This is a genomic window from Mycolicibacterium anyangense, assembly GCF_010731855.1.
Lineage (GTDB): Bacteria > Actinomycetota > Actinomycetes > Mycobacteriales > Mycobacteriaceae > Mycobacterium > Mycobacterium anyangense.
In genome coordinates this window covers 1760999-1778656 of record NZ_AP022620.1, presented here as the reverse complement: position 1 = coordinate 1778656, position 17658 = coordinate 1760999, and the positions used below count along the sequence as shown (strand labels likewise).

Here is a 17658-nt window from a genome sequence, read left to right as displayed (position 1 = left end):
GCGTGCGGTTCAGTCCTTGGGGCGATCCAGCAAGCTCGACGAGCCGAGCACCCGGGTGACGTGCACCTCGATCACCACGCGTCGCGGGTTGACCCGCGGGGTGCGGTAGCGCTGCGCATAGCGCAGTTCGGCCTCGCGGACCGCGCCCGGGTCGCGGTTCACACTGGCCTGCCCCTCCAGCGACAGCCAGCGCGCCCCGTCGACCTGGGAGAGCACGCCCACTCCGGACCGCTCGGCGTTCACTGCCTTCTGCGAGCCGTCACTGGTGATCACCCGGGCGATGTGGGTGATCGGGTCGAAGGTGAATCCGACGGCCACCACATGCGGCGAGTTGTCGGCACGCAGTGTCGTGAGCATCGCGAGGTGGCGCTCGGTCAGAAATGCCAGCGCATCGCTGGTCAGCCGCGTCGTAGAGTTCGCCATCAACCTCCACGCTAGCGCAGTGAATAATCGACACCCGTGAGTGACACGGGAGCCGGTCCGGTGGTGATCTTCGGCGGCCGCAGCGAAATCGGTGTGCAGCTCGCCGTCCGACTGGCGCCCGGGGCCTCGGTGGTGCTGGCGGCCCGCGGTGCCGACCGGCTCGACGCCGAGGCCGCCACCGTCCGCGAGGCGGGGGCCGCCGCCGTGCACACCGTCGAGTTCGATGCCGACGACCTCGCCTCCCACGGACCGCTGGTCGCCAGGCTGATCGCCGAGCACGGCCCGCTGGGCACCGCGGTGCTGGCCTTCGGCATTCTGGGCGACCAGACCAGGGCCGAGACCGACGCCGAGCACGCCGTGGCGATCGTGCACACCGACTACGTCGCCCAGATCAGCCTGCTGACCCACCTCGCCGCCGGTATGCGGTCGGCTGGTCGCGGTGCGCTGGTGGTGTTCTCCTCGGTGGCGGGTGTGCGGGTGCGGCGCGCCAACTACGTCTATGGCTCGGCGAAGGCCGGTCTGGACGGCTTCGCCTGCGGGCTGGCCGACGCACTGCACGGCAGCGGGGTCCGGTTGCTGATCGTGCGGCCGGGCTTCGTGATCGGCCGGATGACCGAGGGGATGGATCCGGCACCGCTGTCGAGCACACCCGCCCAGGTGGCCGACGCCACGGCGCGGGCGCTGGCGGCAGGTCGGCGCACGGTCTGGGTGCCGTGGGCGTTGCGGCCGATGTTCTTCGGGATGAAACTGCTGCCGCAAGCGGTGTGGCGGAGGTTGCCCCGATGATCGTGGTGGTGGGCATCGGCGCGGACGGCATGGCCGGGCTGACGGCGGCGTCGGCTGCCGAATTGCGCAGTGCGACTGTCATTTACGGCTCACAACGTCAACTCGATCTGCTCGACGAGACCGTTGTCGCCCCGCGGCACTGCTGGCCGTCGCCGATGGCTCCGGCTCTGGCGCGTCTGCTCGACGACCACCCGGACGGCGACATCCATGTGGTCGCCAGCGGTGATCCGTTGCTGCACGGTATCGGGACCTCGCTGATCCGGCGCCACGGCACCGGCCGGGTGCGGGTACTGCCCCACATCTCGTCGGTGACGCTGGCCTGCGCCCGGCTCGGCTGGGCTGCCCAGGACACCGAGGTCATCAGCCTGGTCACCGCGCCGGTGCATACCGCCGTCCGGCGCGGCGGCCGGGCGCTGGTGCTGTCCCGGGGTGCTGCCACACCCGCCGAGCTGGCGACTCTGCTGGTCGAAACCGGTCGGGGCACTTCTGAATTCACCGTTCTGGAGCAGCTGGGGGGCCCGGGTGAGCGGATCCGTAGCGCAGCGGCCGACGCCTGGGCGGCGGTGCCGCCCGGTGACGTCGACGATCTCAACGTCATCGCGGTGCGTTACCTGCCCGACGAGCGCATCGCCCAGGTGCTGCCCGACGACGTGCTGGCACACGACGGGCAGCTCACCAAACAGACCATCCGGGCCGTCACGCTGGCCGTGCTGGCTCCGCGCCCGGGTGAACTCCTGTGGGACGTCGGCGCCGGATCCGGCAGTATCGCGGTGGAGTGGTGCCGCAGCGCGCCGGGATGCCGGGCGGTGGCCTTCGAAAGCCACCAGGAGCGGCGCGACCGGATCGCCGTCAACGCCACCGCCTTCGGTGCCGAGATCGAGATCCGCGGCGCCGCACCGGAGAGTCTCGATGGCGCACCGCAACCCGACGCCGTGTTCGTCGGTGGCGGGCTGACCAGCCCCGGCCTGCTCGCCGCATGTCTGGACCGGCTGCGGCCGGGTGGACGACTGGTCGCCAACGCCGTCACTGCGGAATCTGAAGCCCTTGTGCTGGAATGGCATTCACGCCTCGGCGGTGAGCTGCGCCGGTTCCAGCACTACCGCGGCGAACCGCTCGGCGGCTTCACCGGGTGGCGCCCGGCGATGCCGATCACCCAGTGGGCGGTGAGGACGCTGTGACGGTCTACTTCATCGGCGCCGGACCGGGCGCGGCCGATCTGATCACCGTGCGCGGCCAGCGGCTGCTGCAGCGCTGCCCGGTCTGCCTGTACGCCGGCTCGATCATGCCCGACGACCTGCTGGCACTGTGTCCGCCGCAGGCCAGGGTCGTCGATACCGGGCCGCTGACCCTCGACCAGATCATCGCCGAGATCGAGGCCGCCGACACCGCCGGCCACGACGTCGCCCGGCTGCACTCCGGTGACCCGTCCCTCTACAGTGCCGTCGCCGAGCAGTGCCGCCGGCTCGACGCTCTGGGGATCGGCTACGAGATCGTCCCGGGCGTACCCGCTTTCGCGGCGGCCGCCGCCATCCTGGGCCGTGAACTGACGGTGCCCGGCGTCGCGCAGACCATCACCCTGACCAGGGTGGCGACCCTGTCGACCGCCATGCCCGAGGGCGAAGACCTGACCACCCTGTCCCGCTCGGGTGGCACCTTGGTGATCCATCTCGCCGCACACCGCATCGACGCGATCGTCGCCGAACTTCTGGACGGCGGCCATCGGCCGGACACGCCGGTGGCCGTCGTCGCCTTCGCCAGCTGGCCGCAGGAGGTGGTGTTGCGCGGCACCCTCGCCGGCATCGCCGCCCAGATGCATGCCGCGTCGGTCACCCGCACCGCGTTGATCATCATCGGCGAGGTGCTCGGCGCCGAAGGCTTCACGGACAGCTACCTGTACTCCTCGGGACGCACCCGGGGCAGCAGCCACTGATGCGGCTCCTGCTGCTCGGCGGCACCGGGGAAGCTCGGGCACTGGCGGCTCGGCTGCACCCAGGCATCGACATCGTCAGCTCACTGGCCGGCCGGGTACCCGATCCGGCGCTGCCGGTCGGGCCGGTGCGTATCGGTGGGTTCGGTGGCGTCGACGGACTGGCTCGCTGGCTGCGTGACAACGGCATCGGCGCGGTCGTCGACGCCACCCATCCCTTCGCGGCCACCATGACCGCCCACGCAGCACAAGTATGCGGGCACCTGGGGTTGCCGCACCTGGTCCTGGCCCGACCGGCCTGGGATCCCGGCGCGGCGAGGGTGGTCGGGTCCGATGTCGAGGCCGCTGAAGCCGTTGCCCAGCAGGGCTTCTCGCGGGTCTTTCTGACCAACGGCCGATCCGGTGTCGCACCCTTCGCCGGCAGCGACGCCTGGTTCCTCATCCGGGTGGTGACAGCGCCGGATTCCGATGTGCTGCCGGTGCACCACGAGCTGCTGCTCTCCCGCGGGCCGTACGGCTATGACGATGAGTATGCGCTGTTGCGGGACAGGGCCATCGACGTGCTGGTGACCAAGAACAGCGGGGGAGAGCTGACCAGCGCCAAGCTCGCAGCCGCCGCGGACCTGGGTGTGGCGGTGGTGATGATCGACCGGCCACCACTGCCCGCCGGGGTGACCACGGTGAGCACCGTGCAGGAGGCCGTGGACTGGGTTGCGGGGCTTCAGGTCGGGTAGCGACGCGGGGTGAATACGGTGTCGCCGGTGGCTGCGGTGTACCACTGGGTCTGCGACGAACCGATGATGAGCAGGCAGCGCATGTCCACGTCAGCCTGATCCAGGTCGGCCAGGCGCACCACCTTGACCGTCTCCTGGGGGCCGGCCACATCGCGGCCGATCACCACCGGGGTACCGGGGTCGCGGTGCTCCAGCAGCAGCTCGCGCATCGCGGCGACCTGCCAGGTGCGGCTCTTGGACGCCGGGTTGTAGATCGCGAGCACCATATCGGCGGCGGCCGCCGCCGACAGCCGCGCGGAAATGACCTCCCACGGCTTGAGCCGGTCGGACAGTGAGATCACCGCGTAGTCATGGCCCAGCGGGGCGCCGACCCGGCTGGCCACCGCCTGCGCCGCCGTCATCGCCGGGATGACGCGCACCGGCACGTCGGGCCACTGCTTGGCCTCCTCGAGCACCGCGGTGGCCATCGCGAACACGCCGGGGTCACCGGAGGACACCACCGCGACTGCACGGCCCTGCTCGGCGAGTTCACAGGCCAGCCGGGCCCGGGCCGGCTCGTCGGTGTTGTCGCTGGGGTGCCGAATCTGGCCACTGCGCAACGGGATCCGATCCAGATACGGCCCATAACCGATCAGATCGGTCGCGGAGTCCAGCTCGTGGCGGCTCTGTGGGGTCATCCAGTCCACATCGCCCGGGCCCAGGCCCACCACCACGACGCTCCCCGCGGTAGGTGCGGCCCGACGCCCGCCGGGGACGACCGCGATCGAGAAGTAGGGCACCGTGTCCACGTCGACCTCGCCGGCCGGCAGCACCCGCTGCGCATCGGTGCTGGCGCGCTCGACATAGAATGCCTCGTCCAGTCGTCCCGCCATCGAAAGTGCTTCGCGCACTTGCGGGTACGTCCGTCCCAGCTTCATCACCACGGCGGCGTCGGCATCGGCCAGCCGGCGGGCGAGTTCGCGCACCGGCATGGTGCCGGGAAGCACTGACAGCACTTCCTCACCGGTCACCAGCGGGGTGGCGATGGCCGCCGAGGCGGCACTGACCGACGTGACCCCCGGAACGATCACCGCATCGAAGCGTGCGGTGAGCCGGGTATGCATGTGCATGTAGGAGCTGTAGAACAGCGGATCACCCTCGGCCAGCAGGGCGACGTCGCGGCCGGCGGCCAGATGCGCGGCGATCCGGTCGGCGGCCTCCCGGTAGAAGTCCTCCATCGCGCCGGCGTAGCCACCCGGGTGGTCGGTGGTCTCGGTGGTGACCGGGTAGACCAGGTGCTCCTCGAGCTGTCCGGCACGCAGATACGGTTCGGCGATACGGCGCGCGATACTGCGGCCGTGGCGAGCGCTGTGGTAGGCCACCACATCGGCTTCGCCGATGATCCGGGCGGCCTTCACGGTCACCAACTCGGGGTCGCCAGGACCCAGCCCGACACCGTAGAGCGTTCCGCTCATGCTCTCCCTGTGGCTCATTCGCGTTCGGTCGCAATCGCATTCACTGCGGCGGCGGCCATCGCGCTGCCGCCGCGTCGGCCCCGGACCACCAGGTAGTCCATCCCGCGCGGACGCTCGACGAGTTCGTCCTTGGATTGGGCCGAACCGACGAACCCGACCGGGCCGCCCAGCACCGACACCGGTGCCGGCACACCCTCGTCGATCAACTCCAACAACCGGAACAGTGCCGTCGGCGCATTCCCGATGGCCAGCACCGCACCGCCGAGACGGTCGGCCCACAGTTCGACTCCCGCCGCCGAGCGCGTCGTCCCGCGTTGCTCGGCCAGTTCGGGCGCGCGCGGGTCGGCGACCAGCGACACGACCTCGTTGCGGGCGGGCAGCCGGGCGGCGGTGATTCCAGCGGCCACCATCGACGAGTCGCACAGGATGGGCGCCCCGGCGGCGAGTGCGGCGTGAGTGGCGGCGACGACCCCCGGTGTGAACGAGACGTGCTCGGTCAGGTCGACCTGCCCGCAGGTGTGAATCAGCCGGACCACCACCCGCGCGACGTCCTCGGGAAACGGGGCCAGGTCGGCCTCGGCGCGGATCGTCGCGAACGACTGCCGATAGATCTCGGCTGCGTCGCGGGTGTAGTCGAGCATCCGATCAGCCTACGATCCGGCCTTTCCGCCGCTGTCTGCGACCACGACGTAGGCTCCCGCGATCACCAACCCGCAGCCCACCAGCTGAAGCAGCGCAGGTCGTTCGCCGAGTAGCAGCATTCCCAGCGCCAGCGCTCCGACCGGGGTCAGCAACAGCAGCACGGAGCTGGTCTCACTGGCGACCTTGCCCGACAGGCGGGCCACCAGGAGCCAGCCGAGCAGCTGTCCGGTGAGCGTCACGAGCAGCAGCCACCCCAGGCTCGCCCACCCCGGCGCGATGTCCAGCCCGCCCCACCACGGTGCGAGCCCGGCAGCGACGGCCGCGGCGGTCACCAGCACCACCGCGTAGGTCTGGACGGGCTGGCCGGCCTTGCCGCCGCGCCTCAACAGGAAGAGGAACCCGGAATAGCACAGCGCGGCAGCCAGGCCGTGCAGCGTGCCGGCGAACACCTGACCGTGCAGCCCGTGGTCGGCGACGCCGCCGGTCAGCACGACGCCCGCGATCACGACGGGAAGGGCCAGCAGGAAGCGCCGCCGTACCTTTTCGCCGTCGATCAACCAGGCCAGCAGCGGCACGATCACCACCTGGGTGTTCACCAACACGGTGGACAGGCCGGCGCCGATCTCGAAGATCGCCTGTGTCCACCACAGCATGTCGCCGGCGAACAGCAACCCGCAGGCGAGTGCGGACAGCATCGCCGGGCCGGAAAGTCTTTCGCGCGTGCGTTTCTCGCGAACGGCGAGAATGGCCATGATCGGTAGGGCAAGCACGCAACGACCGACCGTCGCGGTCGCGGAGCTGGTATTCGCGAGGTTCAACAGCACCGCCGACATCGAGATGCACAACGCGCCGACGGCCAACCCGACTCGGGGATCCGGCACGACGGGCTGCTACCCCCTCGTGGCCGCGGCTAACGTCGCAGTGCAGAGAATCCTTGGCCGTCGGCCACCATCACCAGGCCCGACAGTGGACTGCCACAGGCCCTTTCGCAGCCCACGTAATGGACGTGGCCCTGCACCGTCGGATCGTCCACCGCCCTGGTGGCCTCCGCACGGACATCGGCCCGTGACTTCTCACATCCCGGGCTGCCGACGCACGCGCTGATGTCCAGCCACCGCGATGTCTCGTCGAAGACCAGCCCCATCGGCGCCAGCACCCGCAGGGAGGTGTCGGCCACCGGCTCGTCGAGGTCGCACACCAACACCGACCGCCACGGTGTGATGACCACCGGAGCTGCGATGGCGGCGAGGAACTGCGCGTGACGCGCTGTCAGCACGCCGAGCGGCACACCGGCTCCCAACGCGACCCGGCCGTCGTCCTGGACGATCCAGCCCACCGGTGGCCGCACCGTCGGGGGATAGCCGTCACCGGCGGGCTGTTGCACTTCGAAGCCGGCGAGAAGAGCTGTGCTGTCGGGCAATTCGGTCACCCGCCAGGCGGTCGCGCGCACCGCGACGAAGCGTCGGGCGACCTCGAGCAACGTGTCGACCACCTCGTCGGGCGGCAGCCGCACGCCGGTGTCCCGTCCGGCGAGCAGCAGCGCCACCCCGTCGTCCAGCACGTGGGCCCCCACATCGGCCCGCAGCCCGGACACGTCCGCGGATCCGTCATCGAGGCTGAACATGAAGCGCCCGGGCAGCCGGACCAGATCGGGGTCGGCTTGGATGCCGCGGTCGAGTTCGCCGACCCACGGCCGCACGTCGGCCCGTCCGCCGTGCCGTCCGGACAGCGGGGACGCCACGATGTTGCGCACCCGCTCATGGCTCGGGGAGGGCAGCAGCCCGGCAGCGGCCGCCGCGTCGGCGACCGCATCGGCATCGGTGACCCCGCGCAGCTGCAGATTGCCGCGGGCGGTCAGCTCGATGGTGCCGTTGCCGTATTCGGTGGCCGCCTCGGCCAGGGCGTCCAGTTGGGTAGCGGTGATCATGCCGCCGGGGATCCGCAGCCGGGCCAACGCGCCGTCGGCGGCCTGGTGCACCTGCAGGGCGCCCGGGCACGCGTCGTCGTCACGCGTTCTGGTCATTGCTCTACGGTAAGGCCGCCATCGCCACCGCGAGAGAGCGTGTCGGTACGGCGACACGCCGCGGCGGCGAGGACTGTGCGCACGCTCGCCCCCGCGGCCGAATCGGCCACGGCTCAGGGGCGGGGCAGCTGATAGCCGTTCAGCCAGTGCAGTGCGGGTCCGGCGGCCGCCCGCGCGGCGACGACCCCGTCGACCTCCTGCTGCTGCAGCGCGAACACCCGGGGATCGCCGAACCCGCGATCGATGCGATCGCGCACGAACGCCAGCTCGATGACCTGGTGGGCGAAATTCTTGACCCCACTGGCTGCCGGTTTCCCGCCGAACCCGCGTGCCGCCGAGACCACCTGTTTGCGGGCCTTGATCGACCCCAGCCAGGCCGTCTCGGCCGGGGTGACCAGCCCGGCCGCCACCATGCCGGGCAGCTTCTGCGCCACCACCGCCTGCTCGCGCTTGCGGCTGCGGACCGCCAGCACGATGGCCAGGAAGAACACCGGCATCATCCACACCAGATACAGGCCGAAGTAGGCGCCCGGGCTCACCAGCGCCGAACCGTTCCACAGCGCGTGCATGACGACCGCGCCGACGAAGCCCAGCGCGATGCAGCCGACCTTGCCCCACGTATGACGTTGTTGCAGAGCGAAATACACGCCGATGCCGGTGAACGTGGTGAACAGCGGATGGGCGAACGGTGCCATGATCAGCCGCATCGCCGCAGTCACCAGTGAGCTGGCCAGGGTCTCGCTGTTGGCGATGTAGAAGATGTCCTCGATCCAGGCGAACCCCACCGCGGTCACGCCCGCGTAGACCAGGCAGTCGGTCAGCGAGTTGAGCTCATTGCGCCGCACCCCGGTCAGCATCAGCAGCAGGAACAGTCCCTTGGCGGCCTCTTCGATCACCGGTGCGGCGACGGCCACTGTGAAGAAACTCGTCTCCGAATGGCCGGAATTGACCACCGACTCGACGAGCAGTTCGAGGACCACCGACACCACGATCGCCACCGAAGCGCCCCACAGGAACGCGAAGATCAGCAGCCGGGGCGGTTCGGGCTCCCAGCGATCCAGCCACAGGTAACACAGCAGCACCACGACCATGGCCAGTGTCGAGAGACCGAAACCGATCGTGGTGCCGACCGGGTTCACCGCGGTCAACAGGATCAGGATCAGGGCCGCGACGGTACCGCAGGCGATGATCGCGGCCAGGGGCGCTCCGACCTTGCGGATCGGCCGGGGCAGCGGTGACAACGTGGCGTAAGACACGAGTGGAGAGTAGTCGCCGCTCAGGCCCGCGCGGACCCGAGTTTGTCCAGCGTGTGCCTAGTCGAGTAGTCTCGGACAGTACCTGTGTGCGTTCCCGGTGGCCTTCCCAAGGGCTTCTCGGGGGCACTGTGCCGGTACACCACCAAAACTGTCCCTACGATCGACCCTGTCCGGAGCAACCCAACAATATGCCAAGTCCCACCGTGACCTCGCCGCAAGTAGCCGTCAACGACATCGGCTCGGCTGAGGACTTCCTCGCCGCCATCGACAAAACCATCAAATACTTCAACGATGGCGACATCGTCGACGGGACGATCGTCAAGGTCGACCGGGACGAGGTTCTGCTCGACATCGGTTACAAGACCGAAGGTGTCATCCCTTCCCGCGAACTGTCCATCAAGCACGACGTCGACCCCAATGAGGTTGTGTCCGTCGGCGACAAGGTGGAAGCGCTCGTCCTCACCAAGGAGGACAAGGAAGGCCGCCTGATCCTGTCCAAGAAGCGCGCCCAGTACGAGCGCGCGTGGGGCACGATCGAGGAGCTCAAGGAGAAGGACGAGGCCGTCAAGGGCACCGTCATCGAGGTCGTCAAGGGCGGCCTGATCCTCGACATCGGCCTGCGTGGCTTCCTGCCCGCCTCCCTGGTCGAGATGCGTCGGGTCCGGGATCTGCAGCCCTACATCGGCAAGGAGATCGAGGCCAAGATCATCGAGCTCGACAAGAACCGCAACAACGTGGTTCTGAGCCGTCGTGCCTGGCTCGAGCAGACCCAGTCCGAGGTCCGCAGCGAGTTCCTCAACCAGCTCCAGAAGGGCGCTATCCGCAAGGGTGTTGTGTCCTCGATCGTCAACTTCGGCGCGTTCGTCGACCTCGGTGGGGTCGACGGCCTGGTGCACGTCTCCGAGCTGTCCTGGAAGCACATCGATCACCCGTCCGAGGTGGTTCAGGTGGGCGACGAGGTCACCGTCGAGGTGCTCGACGTCGACATGGACCGCGAGCGCGTGTCGCTGTCGCTGAAGGCCACCCAGGAAGACCCGTGGCGCCACTTCGCCCGTACCCACGCGATCGGACAGATCGTCCCGGGCAAGGTCACCAAGCTGGTGCCGTTCGGTGCGTTCGTCCGCGTCGAGGAGGGCATCGAGGGTCTGGTCCACATCTCCGAGCTGGCCGAGCGCCACGTCGAGGTGCCGGATCAGGTCGTCGCGGTGGGCGACGACGCCATGGTCAAGGTGATCGACATCGACCTGGAGCGTCGCCGTATCTCGCTGAGCCTCAAGCAGGCCAACGAGGACTACACCGAGGAGTTCGACCCCTCGAAGTACGGCATGGCCGACAGCTACGACGAGCAGGGCAACTACATCTTCCCCGAGGGCTTCGACGCCGAGACCAACGAATGGCTCGAAGGCTTCGACAAGCAGCGCACCGAGTGGGAGGCCCGCTACGCCGAGGCCGAGCAGCGCCACAAGATGCACACCGCGCAGATGGAGAAGTTCGCCAAGGCCGAGGCCGAAGCTGCCGAGCGTCCTGCCGGCAGCGGCTCGTCCTCGTCGTCGAGCTCGGGTGAGCCGGCTGGCGGTTCGCTGGCCAGCGACGCCCAGCTCGCGGCCCTGCGCGAGAAGCTCGCGGGCAACGCCTAAGTAATTCACGACCGAACGCCCCGGCTCATCCGAGCCGGGGCGTTCGTCGTCTCGGCTGCCTGAAAGACTGTTCCGGTGCTACGTATTGGACTGACCGGCGGAATCGGCGCCGGCAAGTCGACGGTGTCCGCCGCATTCTCCGACTGTGGCGGGATCGTCGTCGACGGTGACGTGATCTCCCGCGAGGTCGTCGAGCCGGGGACCGAGGGGCTGTCCAAGCTCGTCGATGCCTTCGGCGCGCAGATCCTGCGTCCTGACGGCGCCCTGGACCGGCCGGCCCTGGCCGCGATCGCCTTCAGCGACGAGGACAAGCGGCAGACGCTGAACGGCATCGTCCATCCCCTGGTGGCGCACCGTCGCTCCGAGCTGATCGCCGCCGCGGGCGAGGATGCCGTGATCGTCGAGGATATCCCGCTGCTGGTCGAGTCCCAGATGGCGCCGATGTTCCCGCTGGTGGTCATCGTCAACGCCGATCCCGAGGTGCGCGTGCAGCGGCTGATCGAGCATCGCGGCTTCACCGAGGCCGACGCGCGGGCCCGCATCGCTGCTCAGGCCACCGAAGAGCAGCGAAGGCTGGTCGCCGACGTCTGGCTGGACAACGCCGGTAGTCCCGGTGAGCTCGTCGAGAAGGCCCGCGACCTCTGGTACCAGCGCATCCTGCCGTTCGCGCACAACCTCGGGGCCGGCACCCCGGTGCACGGCAAGCCGGAACTGGTCGAGGCCGATCCGACATGGGCCGATCAGGCCCGTCGGATCCTGGCCCGGCTCAACACCACCTGCGGGCATCGCGCCGTGCGGATCGACCACATCGGCTCGACGGCGGTGCCCGGAATGGACGCCAAGGATGTCATCGACATCCAGGTGACGGTGGCCGCCCCGGAGGTGGCCGGTGAACTCGCCGGCGACCTGCTGCGCGCCGGGTACCCCCGCGTCGAGGGGATCACCTCGGATGTGCCCAAGGCGGACGCCCGCAGCACGGCCGCGCCATTCGACCACACTGACGACGATTCCCTGTGGCACAAGCGATTTCATGCATCCGGAGATCCCGGCCGGCCGACGAACATCCACATCCGGGTGGATGGCTGGCCCGGTCAGCAGTTTGCGTTGCTGTTCGTCGACTGGCTCAGTGCCAACCCCGGTGTGCAGGCGGACTACCTGGCGGTCAAGCGATCCGCGGCCCGGCACCACGACATGGCTGGCTACGTCGAGGCCAAGGAACCGTGGTTCCTCGACGCCTACCGGCGTGCGTGGGAGTGGGCCGACACCACCGGTTGGCGGCCCTGAGATCTCAGGTGGCCGGCGTCGCGGTGTTCGCGGGTGCCGGTTGGGTGGGGTTGGGCGTGTCCAGCGGGGCGCCGCACTGCAGCGTCCCGTAGAGCGGATCGTCCTTCACCCGGAACAGCCGCGGTGCGATGAACTGGTCGGCCTCGGCCACCGTCTGGTCGTCCACCAGGATCTCGCAGTGCAGGTTCGACCCGTACGGCCACTGGATGGAGATCTCCATCCCGGCTTTCTTCGGATCCTTCAGGACCGTGTTCACCTCGAAGGTGATACCGGGCAGCAACGTCGGCTGGTCGCTGTTGACGTTGCTGTCGTCGATCTTGTACGCGACGACTGCGCCGCGGGACGTGCCGTCGGCGCGGGCTCGGTAGGTCACGTTGTGCAGTACCTCGCCGGTGGGCGCCGGGGGGTCCGTCGGAGTCGGCTGGCCGGGGTCGGCCTTGGCCGCGCTCACGCTTAACTGAGACCCCGCGACAACCACCGCGCTCAGCGCTGTGGCCACGCATCGGCGCTTGGTGAGGCTCATGTCTAGCGAGACTACTCGTTTTGGACGCGGCTGCCGAAACGTTGCCCGTCAGCGCCAGCTCACCACGATGCCGAGGGCTGCCAGCCAGGCGTTCAGGTCGTGGTCGAACCTCGCCAGTCCCGCGATGGCCGTACTCGCCCGGAGGACGGCGGATTCCGCGACCGCGGTGCTCACCAGTCCGTCCCGGTGCGCGCCGAACAGTTCGTCCACGTCGATCAGGTCGGTGCTGACACCGGTGCGGACCACCAGGTCCAGGTAGTGGTCTTCGCTGCACCAGAGCCCGTCGCCTGGCGTGATGTCGCCGATGTCGAGGTAATAGTCCTGGTCGCGCTCGTGGCCCGGGTTGAAATGGAAGACGTTGGCCCGCAATCCCAACGTCGGCAGCAGCCAGGACTCCAGGTAGTGGAATTGAGTGCGGCCCGGTGTCGGACGGGCCATGTAGAGCCCCCACGGTTGCACGACGTACTCGTCGACCGCGCGCACGATGCCCTTGTTGTCGATGTTGGTCCGTGCCGCCAGATCGAAGGTCTCGCGTTTGGGTGGATGCAGGTGGGCGGTCACGGCGACAGCGTACGGAAACCGACGGGAATGAATGTGTCGGTGGGGGCGCCTAACCTGGACACATGGCTTTCGCAACCGAACACCCCGTCCTCGCGCATTCGGAGTACCGCGCAGTCGAGGACGTGGTGCGCACCGGGGCCCGGTTCGACGTGGTCAGCGAGTACCAGCCGGCCGGGGACCAGCCCGCCGCGATCGAGGAGCTGGAACGCCGGATCAGGGCGGGGGAGCGTGATGTGGTGCTGCTCGGTGCCACCGGTACCGGCAAGTCGGCCACCACCGCCTGGCTCATCGAGCGACTGCAGCGGCCCACCCTGGTGATGGCACCCAACAAGACGCTCGCCGCCCAGCTGGCTAATGAGCTGCGGGAGATGTTGCCGCACAACGCCGTTGAGTACTTCGTCAGCTACTACGACTACTACCAGCCCGAGGCGTACATCGCCCAGACGGACACCTACATCGAGAAGGACAGCTCGATCAACGACGACGTCGAGCGGCTGCGCCACTCGGCCACCTCGAGTCTGCTGTCCCGGCGTGATGTCGTGGTGGTGGCCTCGGTGTCGTGCATCTACGGCCTGGGTACCCCGCAGTCCTACCTGGACCGCTCGGTGGAACTGCAGGTCGGTTCGGAGGTGCCGCGCGACGGGCTGCTGCGGCTGCTGGTCGACGTCCAGTACACCCGCAACGACATGTCCTTCACCCGCGGTTCGTTCCGGGTGCGCGGCGACACGGTGGAGATCATCCCGTCCTACGAGGAACTGGCCGTCCGCATCGAGTACTTCGGCGACGAGATCGAGGCCCTGTACTACCTGCACCCGCTGACCGGTGACGTGGTCCGCAAGGTCGATTCACTGCGCATCTTCCCGGCGACCCACTACGTCGCCGGCCCGGAGCGGATGGCGCAGGCCATCTCGACCATCGAGCAGGAACTGGCCGAGCGCCTGGCCGAGCTGGAGAACCAGGGCAAGCTGCTGGAGGCCCAGCGGCTGCGCATGCGCACCAACTACGACATCGAGATGATGCGCCAGGTCGGCTTCTGCTCGGGGATCGAGAATTACTCGCGCCACATCGACGGCCGGCCTGCCGGTTCGGCCCCCGCCACGCTGCTGGACTATTTCCCCGATGACTTCCTGCTGGTCATCGACGAATCGCACGTCACTGTTCCCCAGATCGGCGGCATGTACGAGGGTGACATGTCCCGCAAGCGCAACCTGGTGGAGTTCGGCTTCCGGCTGCCCTCGGCGGTCGACAACCGCCCGCTGACCTGGGAGGAGTTCGCCGATCGGATTGGCCAGACGGTCTACCTGTCCGCGACGCCGGGCCCCTATGAGCTGGCCCAGACCGGTGGTGAGTTCGTCGAGCAGGTGATCCGCCCGACCGGCCTGCTGGATCCGAAGGTGGTGGTCAAGCCGACCAAGGGCCAGATCGACGACCTGATCGGGGAGATCCGGGCCCGCACCGAGCGCGACGAACGCGTTCTGGTCACCACGCTGACCAAGAAGATGGCCGAGGACCTCACGGACTACCTGCTCGAGACCGGCATCCGGGTCCGCTATCTGCACTCCGAGGTCGACACCCTGCGCCGGGTCGAGCTGCTGCGCCAGTTGCGCCTCGGCGAGTACGACGTGCTGGTCGGCATCAACCTGCTGCGTGAGGGCCTCGATCTGCCCGAGGTGTCGCTGGTCGCCATCCTCGACGCCGACAAGGAAGGGTTCCTGCGCTCCACCCGCAGCCTCATCCAGACCATCGGCCGCGCGGCGCGCAACGTGTCCGGCGAAGTGCACATGTACGCCGACAAACTCACCGACTCGATGAAAGAGGCGATCGACGAAACGGAACGTCGGCGCGTCAAGCAGATCGCCTACAACGAAGCGAACGGCATCGACCCGCAGCCGCTGCGCAAGAAGATCGCCGACATCCTCGACCAGGTGTACCGGGAGGCTGACGACACCGAAGCCGTCGAGATCGGCGGGTCGGGGCGCAACTCCTCCCGCGGGCGCCGGGCGCAGGGCGAGCCCGGCCGGGCCGTCAGCGCCGGCATCGTGGAGGGCCGCGACACTTCCACCATGCCCCGGGCCGAACTGGCCGACCTGATCAAGGATCTGACCGCTCAGATGATGACGGCAGCCCGGGATCTGCAGTTCGAGTTGGCGGCCCGCATCCGCGATGAGATCGCCGATCTGAAAAAGGAATTGCGCGGCATGGACGCCGCCGGGCTCACATAGGCCGCCGCGCTTGAGCTCAACCTCGGTTGAGCCTCTACGGTGATGCACATGACGGGGAAGACGGCATCGGCTGCGGGGAGTTGGCGCGAACTACTGGGCAACCACCTCGGTGCCACCGTCGTACTGGCCGGTGGGGTGGCGATCTACGCCATCAACGAGTTCATCACCATGAGCCTGCTACCCAGTGCCGTCGCCGATATCGGCGGCGAGCGGCTCTACGCCTGGGTGACCACGGTGTACCTGGTGTCCTCGGTGGTGGCCGCGACGACGGTGGGGCCCTTGCTCACCCGGTTCGGTCCGCGTTCGTCCTACCTCGGCGCGCTGTTGAGCTTCGCCGCCGGCAGCGTGTTGTGCGCTGCCGCGCCGTCGATGGAGCTGTTACTGCTGGGCCGGGTGGCTCAGGGACTTGCCGGCGGCGTGCTGGCCGGTCTGGGATACGCGGTCATCAGTGCGGCGCTGCCGGACCGATTGTGGACCCGCGCGTCGGCGGTGGTGTCGGCGATGTGGGGGATCGGCACCCTGGTCGGACCGGCGACGGGTGGTCTGTTCGCCCAATTCGGTTTCTGGCGTGGCGGATTCGGTTCACTGGCGGTGCTGGCGGTCGCGATGAGCGTGCTGGTGCCGATCGCACTGCCGGCCCGTGTCGAGGCGCCGAGTGAGGAACCGCGCACCGGGATCCCGATCTGGTCGCTGCTGCTGCTCGGGTTGGCGGCACTGGCTGTCAGCGCCGCGGCGATACCCCGCAATCCCACGGTGATCGCCGGTCTGCTGGTGGTGGGCGTGGTGTTGGTGGGCACCTTCCTCGTCGTGGATCGTCGGCTCACCGCCGCGGTGTTGCCGCGTCTGGCGTTCGCGCCCGGACCGCTGAAGTGGATCTACCTCACGCTGGGCCTGTTGATGGCAGCCACGATGGTCGATATGTACGTACCGCTGTTCGGGCAGCGTCTCGGTGGACTGGCTCCGATCTTCGCCGGCTTTCTCGGTGCGGCGCTGTCGGTCGGCTGGACCGTCGGTGAGATCGCCAGCGCGTCGATCACCAATGCCCGTCGCACCGTGCAGGTGGTGGCTGTGGCCCCGCTGGTGATGGCGATGGGCCTTGCCATCGCGGCGCTCACCCAAAGTGACCACGCCTCAACGCAACTGGTACTGGTGTGGGCGGCCGCGCTGGCGCTCACCGGCGCCGGCATCGGAATGGCGTGGCCGCACCTGTCGGCCTGGGCGATGGGCTCGGTGGTCGACGACCCGCCGCAGCAGGCGGTGGCCGCCGCCGCGATCAGCACCGTTCAGCTGATGTGCGGCGCGTTCGGTGCGGGTCTGGCCGGTGTGGTGGTGAACCTGCGCGACGTCCCGGACGTGAGCTCGAGCCGCTGGATGTTCGGATCGTTCGCCATCGTGGCGGCCGTGGGAGTGGTGGCGTCCGTCCGATCGGGGCGCGGCCGGGTGGACGCTTAATCGTCCCTGTCGGCCATCCGGCGCACGCTGGTGACGCCGTCGACCGCGGCAACGGCGCTGGGGGCGTGCCGGATTCGGGCACCCGTGAGGGTGAGCAGCACGCCCCCGTCGGGGTCGTTGTTGAGCTCGGACAACGTCCACTGGTGCTTGTCGCAGGCGCCCAGGATCCGGCCGATCACACCGCGATTCGGCTCGTAGGTGATGTGCAGACGGACCGACCCGGACAGTCGTGCGGTGAGTCGTTGGGTCAGCGGGGTGAAGCCGAGCACGATCACGAAGTGCAGGATCGTCACGACGATCGCGAGCGTGACCAGCCCGGCCCCGGCGGCCATGCCGATGGCGGCGCACTCCCAGATGGCGGCCGCGGTGGTGAGTCCGTGCACGGCGCCCTGTCGGGTGATGATCAGACCCGCCCCCAGGAACCCGATACCCGAGACGATCTGGGCGGCGACCCGGGACGGATCGACCTCCACGGTCCCCGGAACCAGGACGTCGGCGAAGCCGTACTTGCTGATGATCAGGATCAGTGCGGCCGCGGTCCCGACGATGGTCTGGGTGCGCAGCCCCGCGGCCTTGCCGTGCACCTCACGTTCCAGGCCGATCAGCGCGGTGAGGCCGAAGGCGATCAGCAGCTCGACGATCTGGCGGGTGCCCTGCCCGGGGCCGCCGAGCAAGGGTGGGTCGGCGAGCCAGGTCTGCATGTCGACACGGTAAGGCGAGCGAGCCCGCCCGGC

General features: G+C 68.9%; 17 protein-coding genes. 8 read left to right on the top strand and 9 right to left on the bottom strand.

What is annotated here, in order from left to right; translation table 11 throughout:
• Positions 1–9: 9 nt before the first annotated feature.
• A complete protein-coding gene (locus G6N35_RS08390) occupies positions 10–423 on the bottom strand; it encodes a F420-dependent biliverdin reductase (RefSeq protein WP_163803837.1) in 414 nt (137 codons plus the stop codon).
• 36 nt (positions 424–459) lie between these two features.
• Here G6N35_RS08390 and G6N35_RS08385 point away from each other — a divergent pair, with 36 nt between their 5' ends.
• From G6N35_RS08385 to G6N35_RS08370, 4 genes are read left to right on the top strand one after another with little or no spacing between them, the layout of a single operon-like run.
• Positions 460–1209 carry a decaprenylphospho-beta-D-erythro-pentofuranosid-2-ulose 2-reductase gene (locus tag G6N35_RS08385; protein WP_163803836.1) on the top strand — a complete coding sequence of 250 codons (750 nt, stop codon included), beginning with the start codon at positions 460–462 and terminating at the stop codon, positions 1207–1209.
• A complete protein-coding gene (cbiE, locus tag G6N35_RS08380) occupies positions 1206–2387 on the top strand; it encodes a precorrin-6y C5,15-methyltransferase (decarboxylating) subunit CbiE (RefSeq protein ID WP_163803835.1) in 1182 nt (393 codons plus the stop codon). The genes G6N35_RS08385 and cbiE overlap by 4 nt, the downstream gene beginning before the upstream one ends.
• On the top strand, positions 2384–3139 hold the full coding sequence (gene cobM, locus G6N35_RS08375) for a precorrin-4 C(11)-methyltransferase (RefSeq protein WP_163803834.1): 756 nt from the start codon (positions 2384–2386) through the stop codon (positions 3137–3139). The genes cbiE and cobM overlap by 4 nt, the downstream gene beginning before the upstream one ends.
• Positions 3139–3870: a cobalt-precorrin-6A reductase gene (locus tag G6N35_RS08370; protein ID WP_163803833.1), complete on the top strand. Its 732-nt coding sequence runs from the start codon at positions 3139–3141 to the stop codon at positions 3868–3870. The genes cobM and G6N35_RS08370 overlap by 1 nt, the downstream gene beginning before the upstream one ends.
• Here G6N35_RS08370 and G6N35_RS08365 read toward each other — a convergent pair.
• From G6N35_RS08365 to G6N35_RS08345, 5 genes are all read right to left on the bottom strand, one after another.
• Positions 3858–5324 carry a precorrin-2 C(20)-methyltransferase gene (locus tag G6N35_RS08365; RefSeq protein ID WP_407664521.1) on the bottom strand — a complete coding sequence of 489 codons (1467 nt, stop codon included), beginning with the start codon at positions 5322–5324 and terminating at the stop codon, positions 3858–3860. The genes G6N35_RS08370 and G6N35_RS08365 overlap by 13 nt on opposite strands.
• A gap of 14 nt (positions 5325–5338) precedes the next feature.
• The gene (locus G6N35_RS08360) at positions 5339–5965 is read right to left on the bottom strand and encodes a precorrin-8X methylmutase (protein ID WP_163803831.1); all 627 of its coding nucleotides are present in this window, start codon (positions 5963–5965) and stop codon (positions 5339–5341) included.
• Between the two features lie 9 nt (positions 5966–5974).
• The gene (locus G6N35_RS08355) at positions 5975–6847 is read right to left on the bottom strand and encodes a DMT family transporter (protein ID WP_246224252.1); all 873 of its coding nucleotides are present in this window, start codon (positions 6845–6847) and stop codon (positions 5975–5977) included.
• Positions 6848–6876: 29 nt separating this feature from the next.
• The gene (cobG, locus tag G6N35_RS08350; protein WP_163803830.1) at positions 6877–7989 is read right to left on the bottom strand and encodes a precorrin-3B synthase; all 1113 of its coding nucleotides are present in this window, start codon (positions 7987–7989) and stop codon (positions 6877–6879) included.
• Positions 7990–8102: 113 nt separating this feature from the next.
• Complete coding sequence (locus G6N35_RS08345) at positions 8103–9269, bottom strand: PrsW family intramembrane metalloprotease (protein WP_163807552.1); 1167 nt, start codon at positions 9267–9269, stop codon at positions 8103–8105.
• A 164-nt stretch (positions 9270–9433) separates the two neighbouring features.
• On the opposite strand from G6N35_RS08345, the gene rpsA reads away from it, so the two are divergent.
• The gene (rpsA, locus tag G6N35_RS08340; RefSeq protein WP_163803829.1) at positions 9434–10882 is read left to right on the top strand and encodes a 30S ribosomal protein S1; all 1449 of its coding nucleotides are present in this window, start codon (positions 9434–9436) and stop codon (positions 10880–10882) included.
• A 75-nt stretch (positions 10883–10957) separates the two neighbouring features.
• Positions 10958–12166 (top strand): dephospho-CoA kinase, encoded by a 1209-nt coding sequence (coaE, locus tag G6N35_RS08335; RefSeq protein WP_163803828.1) that lies wholly within the window; start codon positions 10958–10960, stop codon positions 12164–12166.
• Positions 12167–12170: 4 nt separating this feature from the next.
• Here coaE and G6N35_RS08330 read toward each other — a convergent pair whose 3' ends face one another.
• Both G6N35_RS08330 and G6N35_RS08325 read right to left on the bottom strand, forming a co-directional pair.
• Positions 12171–12689, bottom strand: a complete 519-nt coding sequence (locus G6N35_RS08330) for a hypothetical protein (protein WP_163803827.1) — start codon at positions 12687–12689, stop codon at positions 12171–12173.
• A 48-nt stretch (positions 12690–12737) separates the two neighbouring features.
• Entirely contained in the window at positions 12738–13238 is a 501-nt protein-coding gene (locus tag G6N35_RS08325) for a ribonuclease FAU-1 family protein (RefSeq protein WP_163807551.1), read from the bottom strand.
• A gap of 74 nt (positions 13239–13312) precedes the next feature.
• Between G6N35_RS08325 and uvrB the strand changes: the two genes are divergently transcribed.
• Both uvrB and G6N35_RS08315 read left to right on the top strand, forming a co-directional pair.
• The gene (gene uvrB / locus G6N35_RS08320; protein ID WP_163803826.1) at positions 13313–15472 is read left to right on the top strand and encodes an excinuclease ABC subunit UvrB; all 2160 of its coding nucleotides are present in this window, start codon (positions 13313–13315) and stop codon (positions 15470–15472) included.
• A 48-nt stretch (positions 15473–15520) separates the two neighbouring features.
• Complete coding sequence (locus tag G6N35_RS08315; RefSeq protein WP_163803825.1) at positions 15521–16924, top strand: MFS transporter; 1404 nt, start codon at positions 15521–15523, stop codon at positions 16922–16924.
• Here the strand turns inward: G6N35_RS08315 and G6N35_RS08310 are convergent.
• Positions 16921–17625, bottom strand: a complete 705-nt coding sequence (locus G6N35_RS08310; RefSeq protein ID WP_163803824.1) for an MgtC/SapB family protein — start codon at positions 17623–17625, stop codon at positions 16921–16923. The two genes, G6N35_RS08315 and G6N35_RS08310, sit on opposite strands and share 4 nt — an antisense overlap.
• Positions 17626–17658: the final 33 nt, after the last annotated feature.

Coding starts and splice junctions, on each gene's coding strand:
- uvrB (WP_163803826.1), top strand. CDS start 13,313: ATGGCTTTCGCAACCGAACACCCCGTCCTCGCGCATTCGGAGTACCGC.
- G6N35_RS08315 (WP_163803825.1), top strand. CDS start 15,521: ATGACGGGGAAGACGGCATCGGCTGCGGGGAGTTGGCGCGAACTACTG.
- G6N35_RS08365 (WP_407664521.1), bottom strand. CDS start 5,324: ATGAGCGGAACGCTCTACGGTGTCGGGCTGGGTCCTGGCGACCCCGAG.
- rpsA (WP_163803829.1), top strand. CDS start 9,434: ATGCCAAGTCCCACCGTGACCTCGCCGCAAGTAGCCGTCAACGACATC.
- G6N35_RS08330 (WP_163803827.1), bottom strand. CDS start 12,689: ATGAGCCTCACCAAGCGCCGATGCGTGGCCACAGCGCTGAGCGCGGTG.
- cobG (WP_163803830.1), bottom strand. CDS start 7,989: ATGACCAGAACGCGTGACGACGACGCGTGCCCGGGCGCCCTGCAGGTG.
- G6N35_RS08310 (WP_163803824.1), bottom strand. CDS start 17,625: ATGCAGACCTGGCTCGCCGACCCACCCTTGCTCGGCGGCCCCGGGCAG.
- cbiE (WP_163803835.1), top strand. CDS start 1,206: ATGATCGTGGTGGTGGGCATCGGCGCGGACGGCATGGCCGGGCTGACG.
- G6N35_RS08370 (WP_163803833.1), top strand. CDS start 3,139: ATGCGGCTCCTGCTGCTCGGCGGCACCGGGGAAGCTCGGGCACTGGCG.
- G6N35_RS08390 (WP_163803837.1), bottom strand. CDS start 423: ATGGCGAACTCTACGACGCGGCTGACCAGCGATGCGCTGGCATTTCTG.
- G6N35_RS08360 (WP_163803831.1), bottom strand. CDS start 5,965: ATGCTCGACTACACCCGCGACGCAGCCGAGATCTATCGGCAGTCGTTC.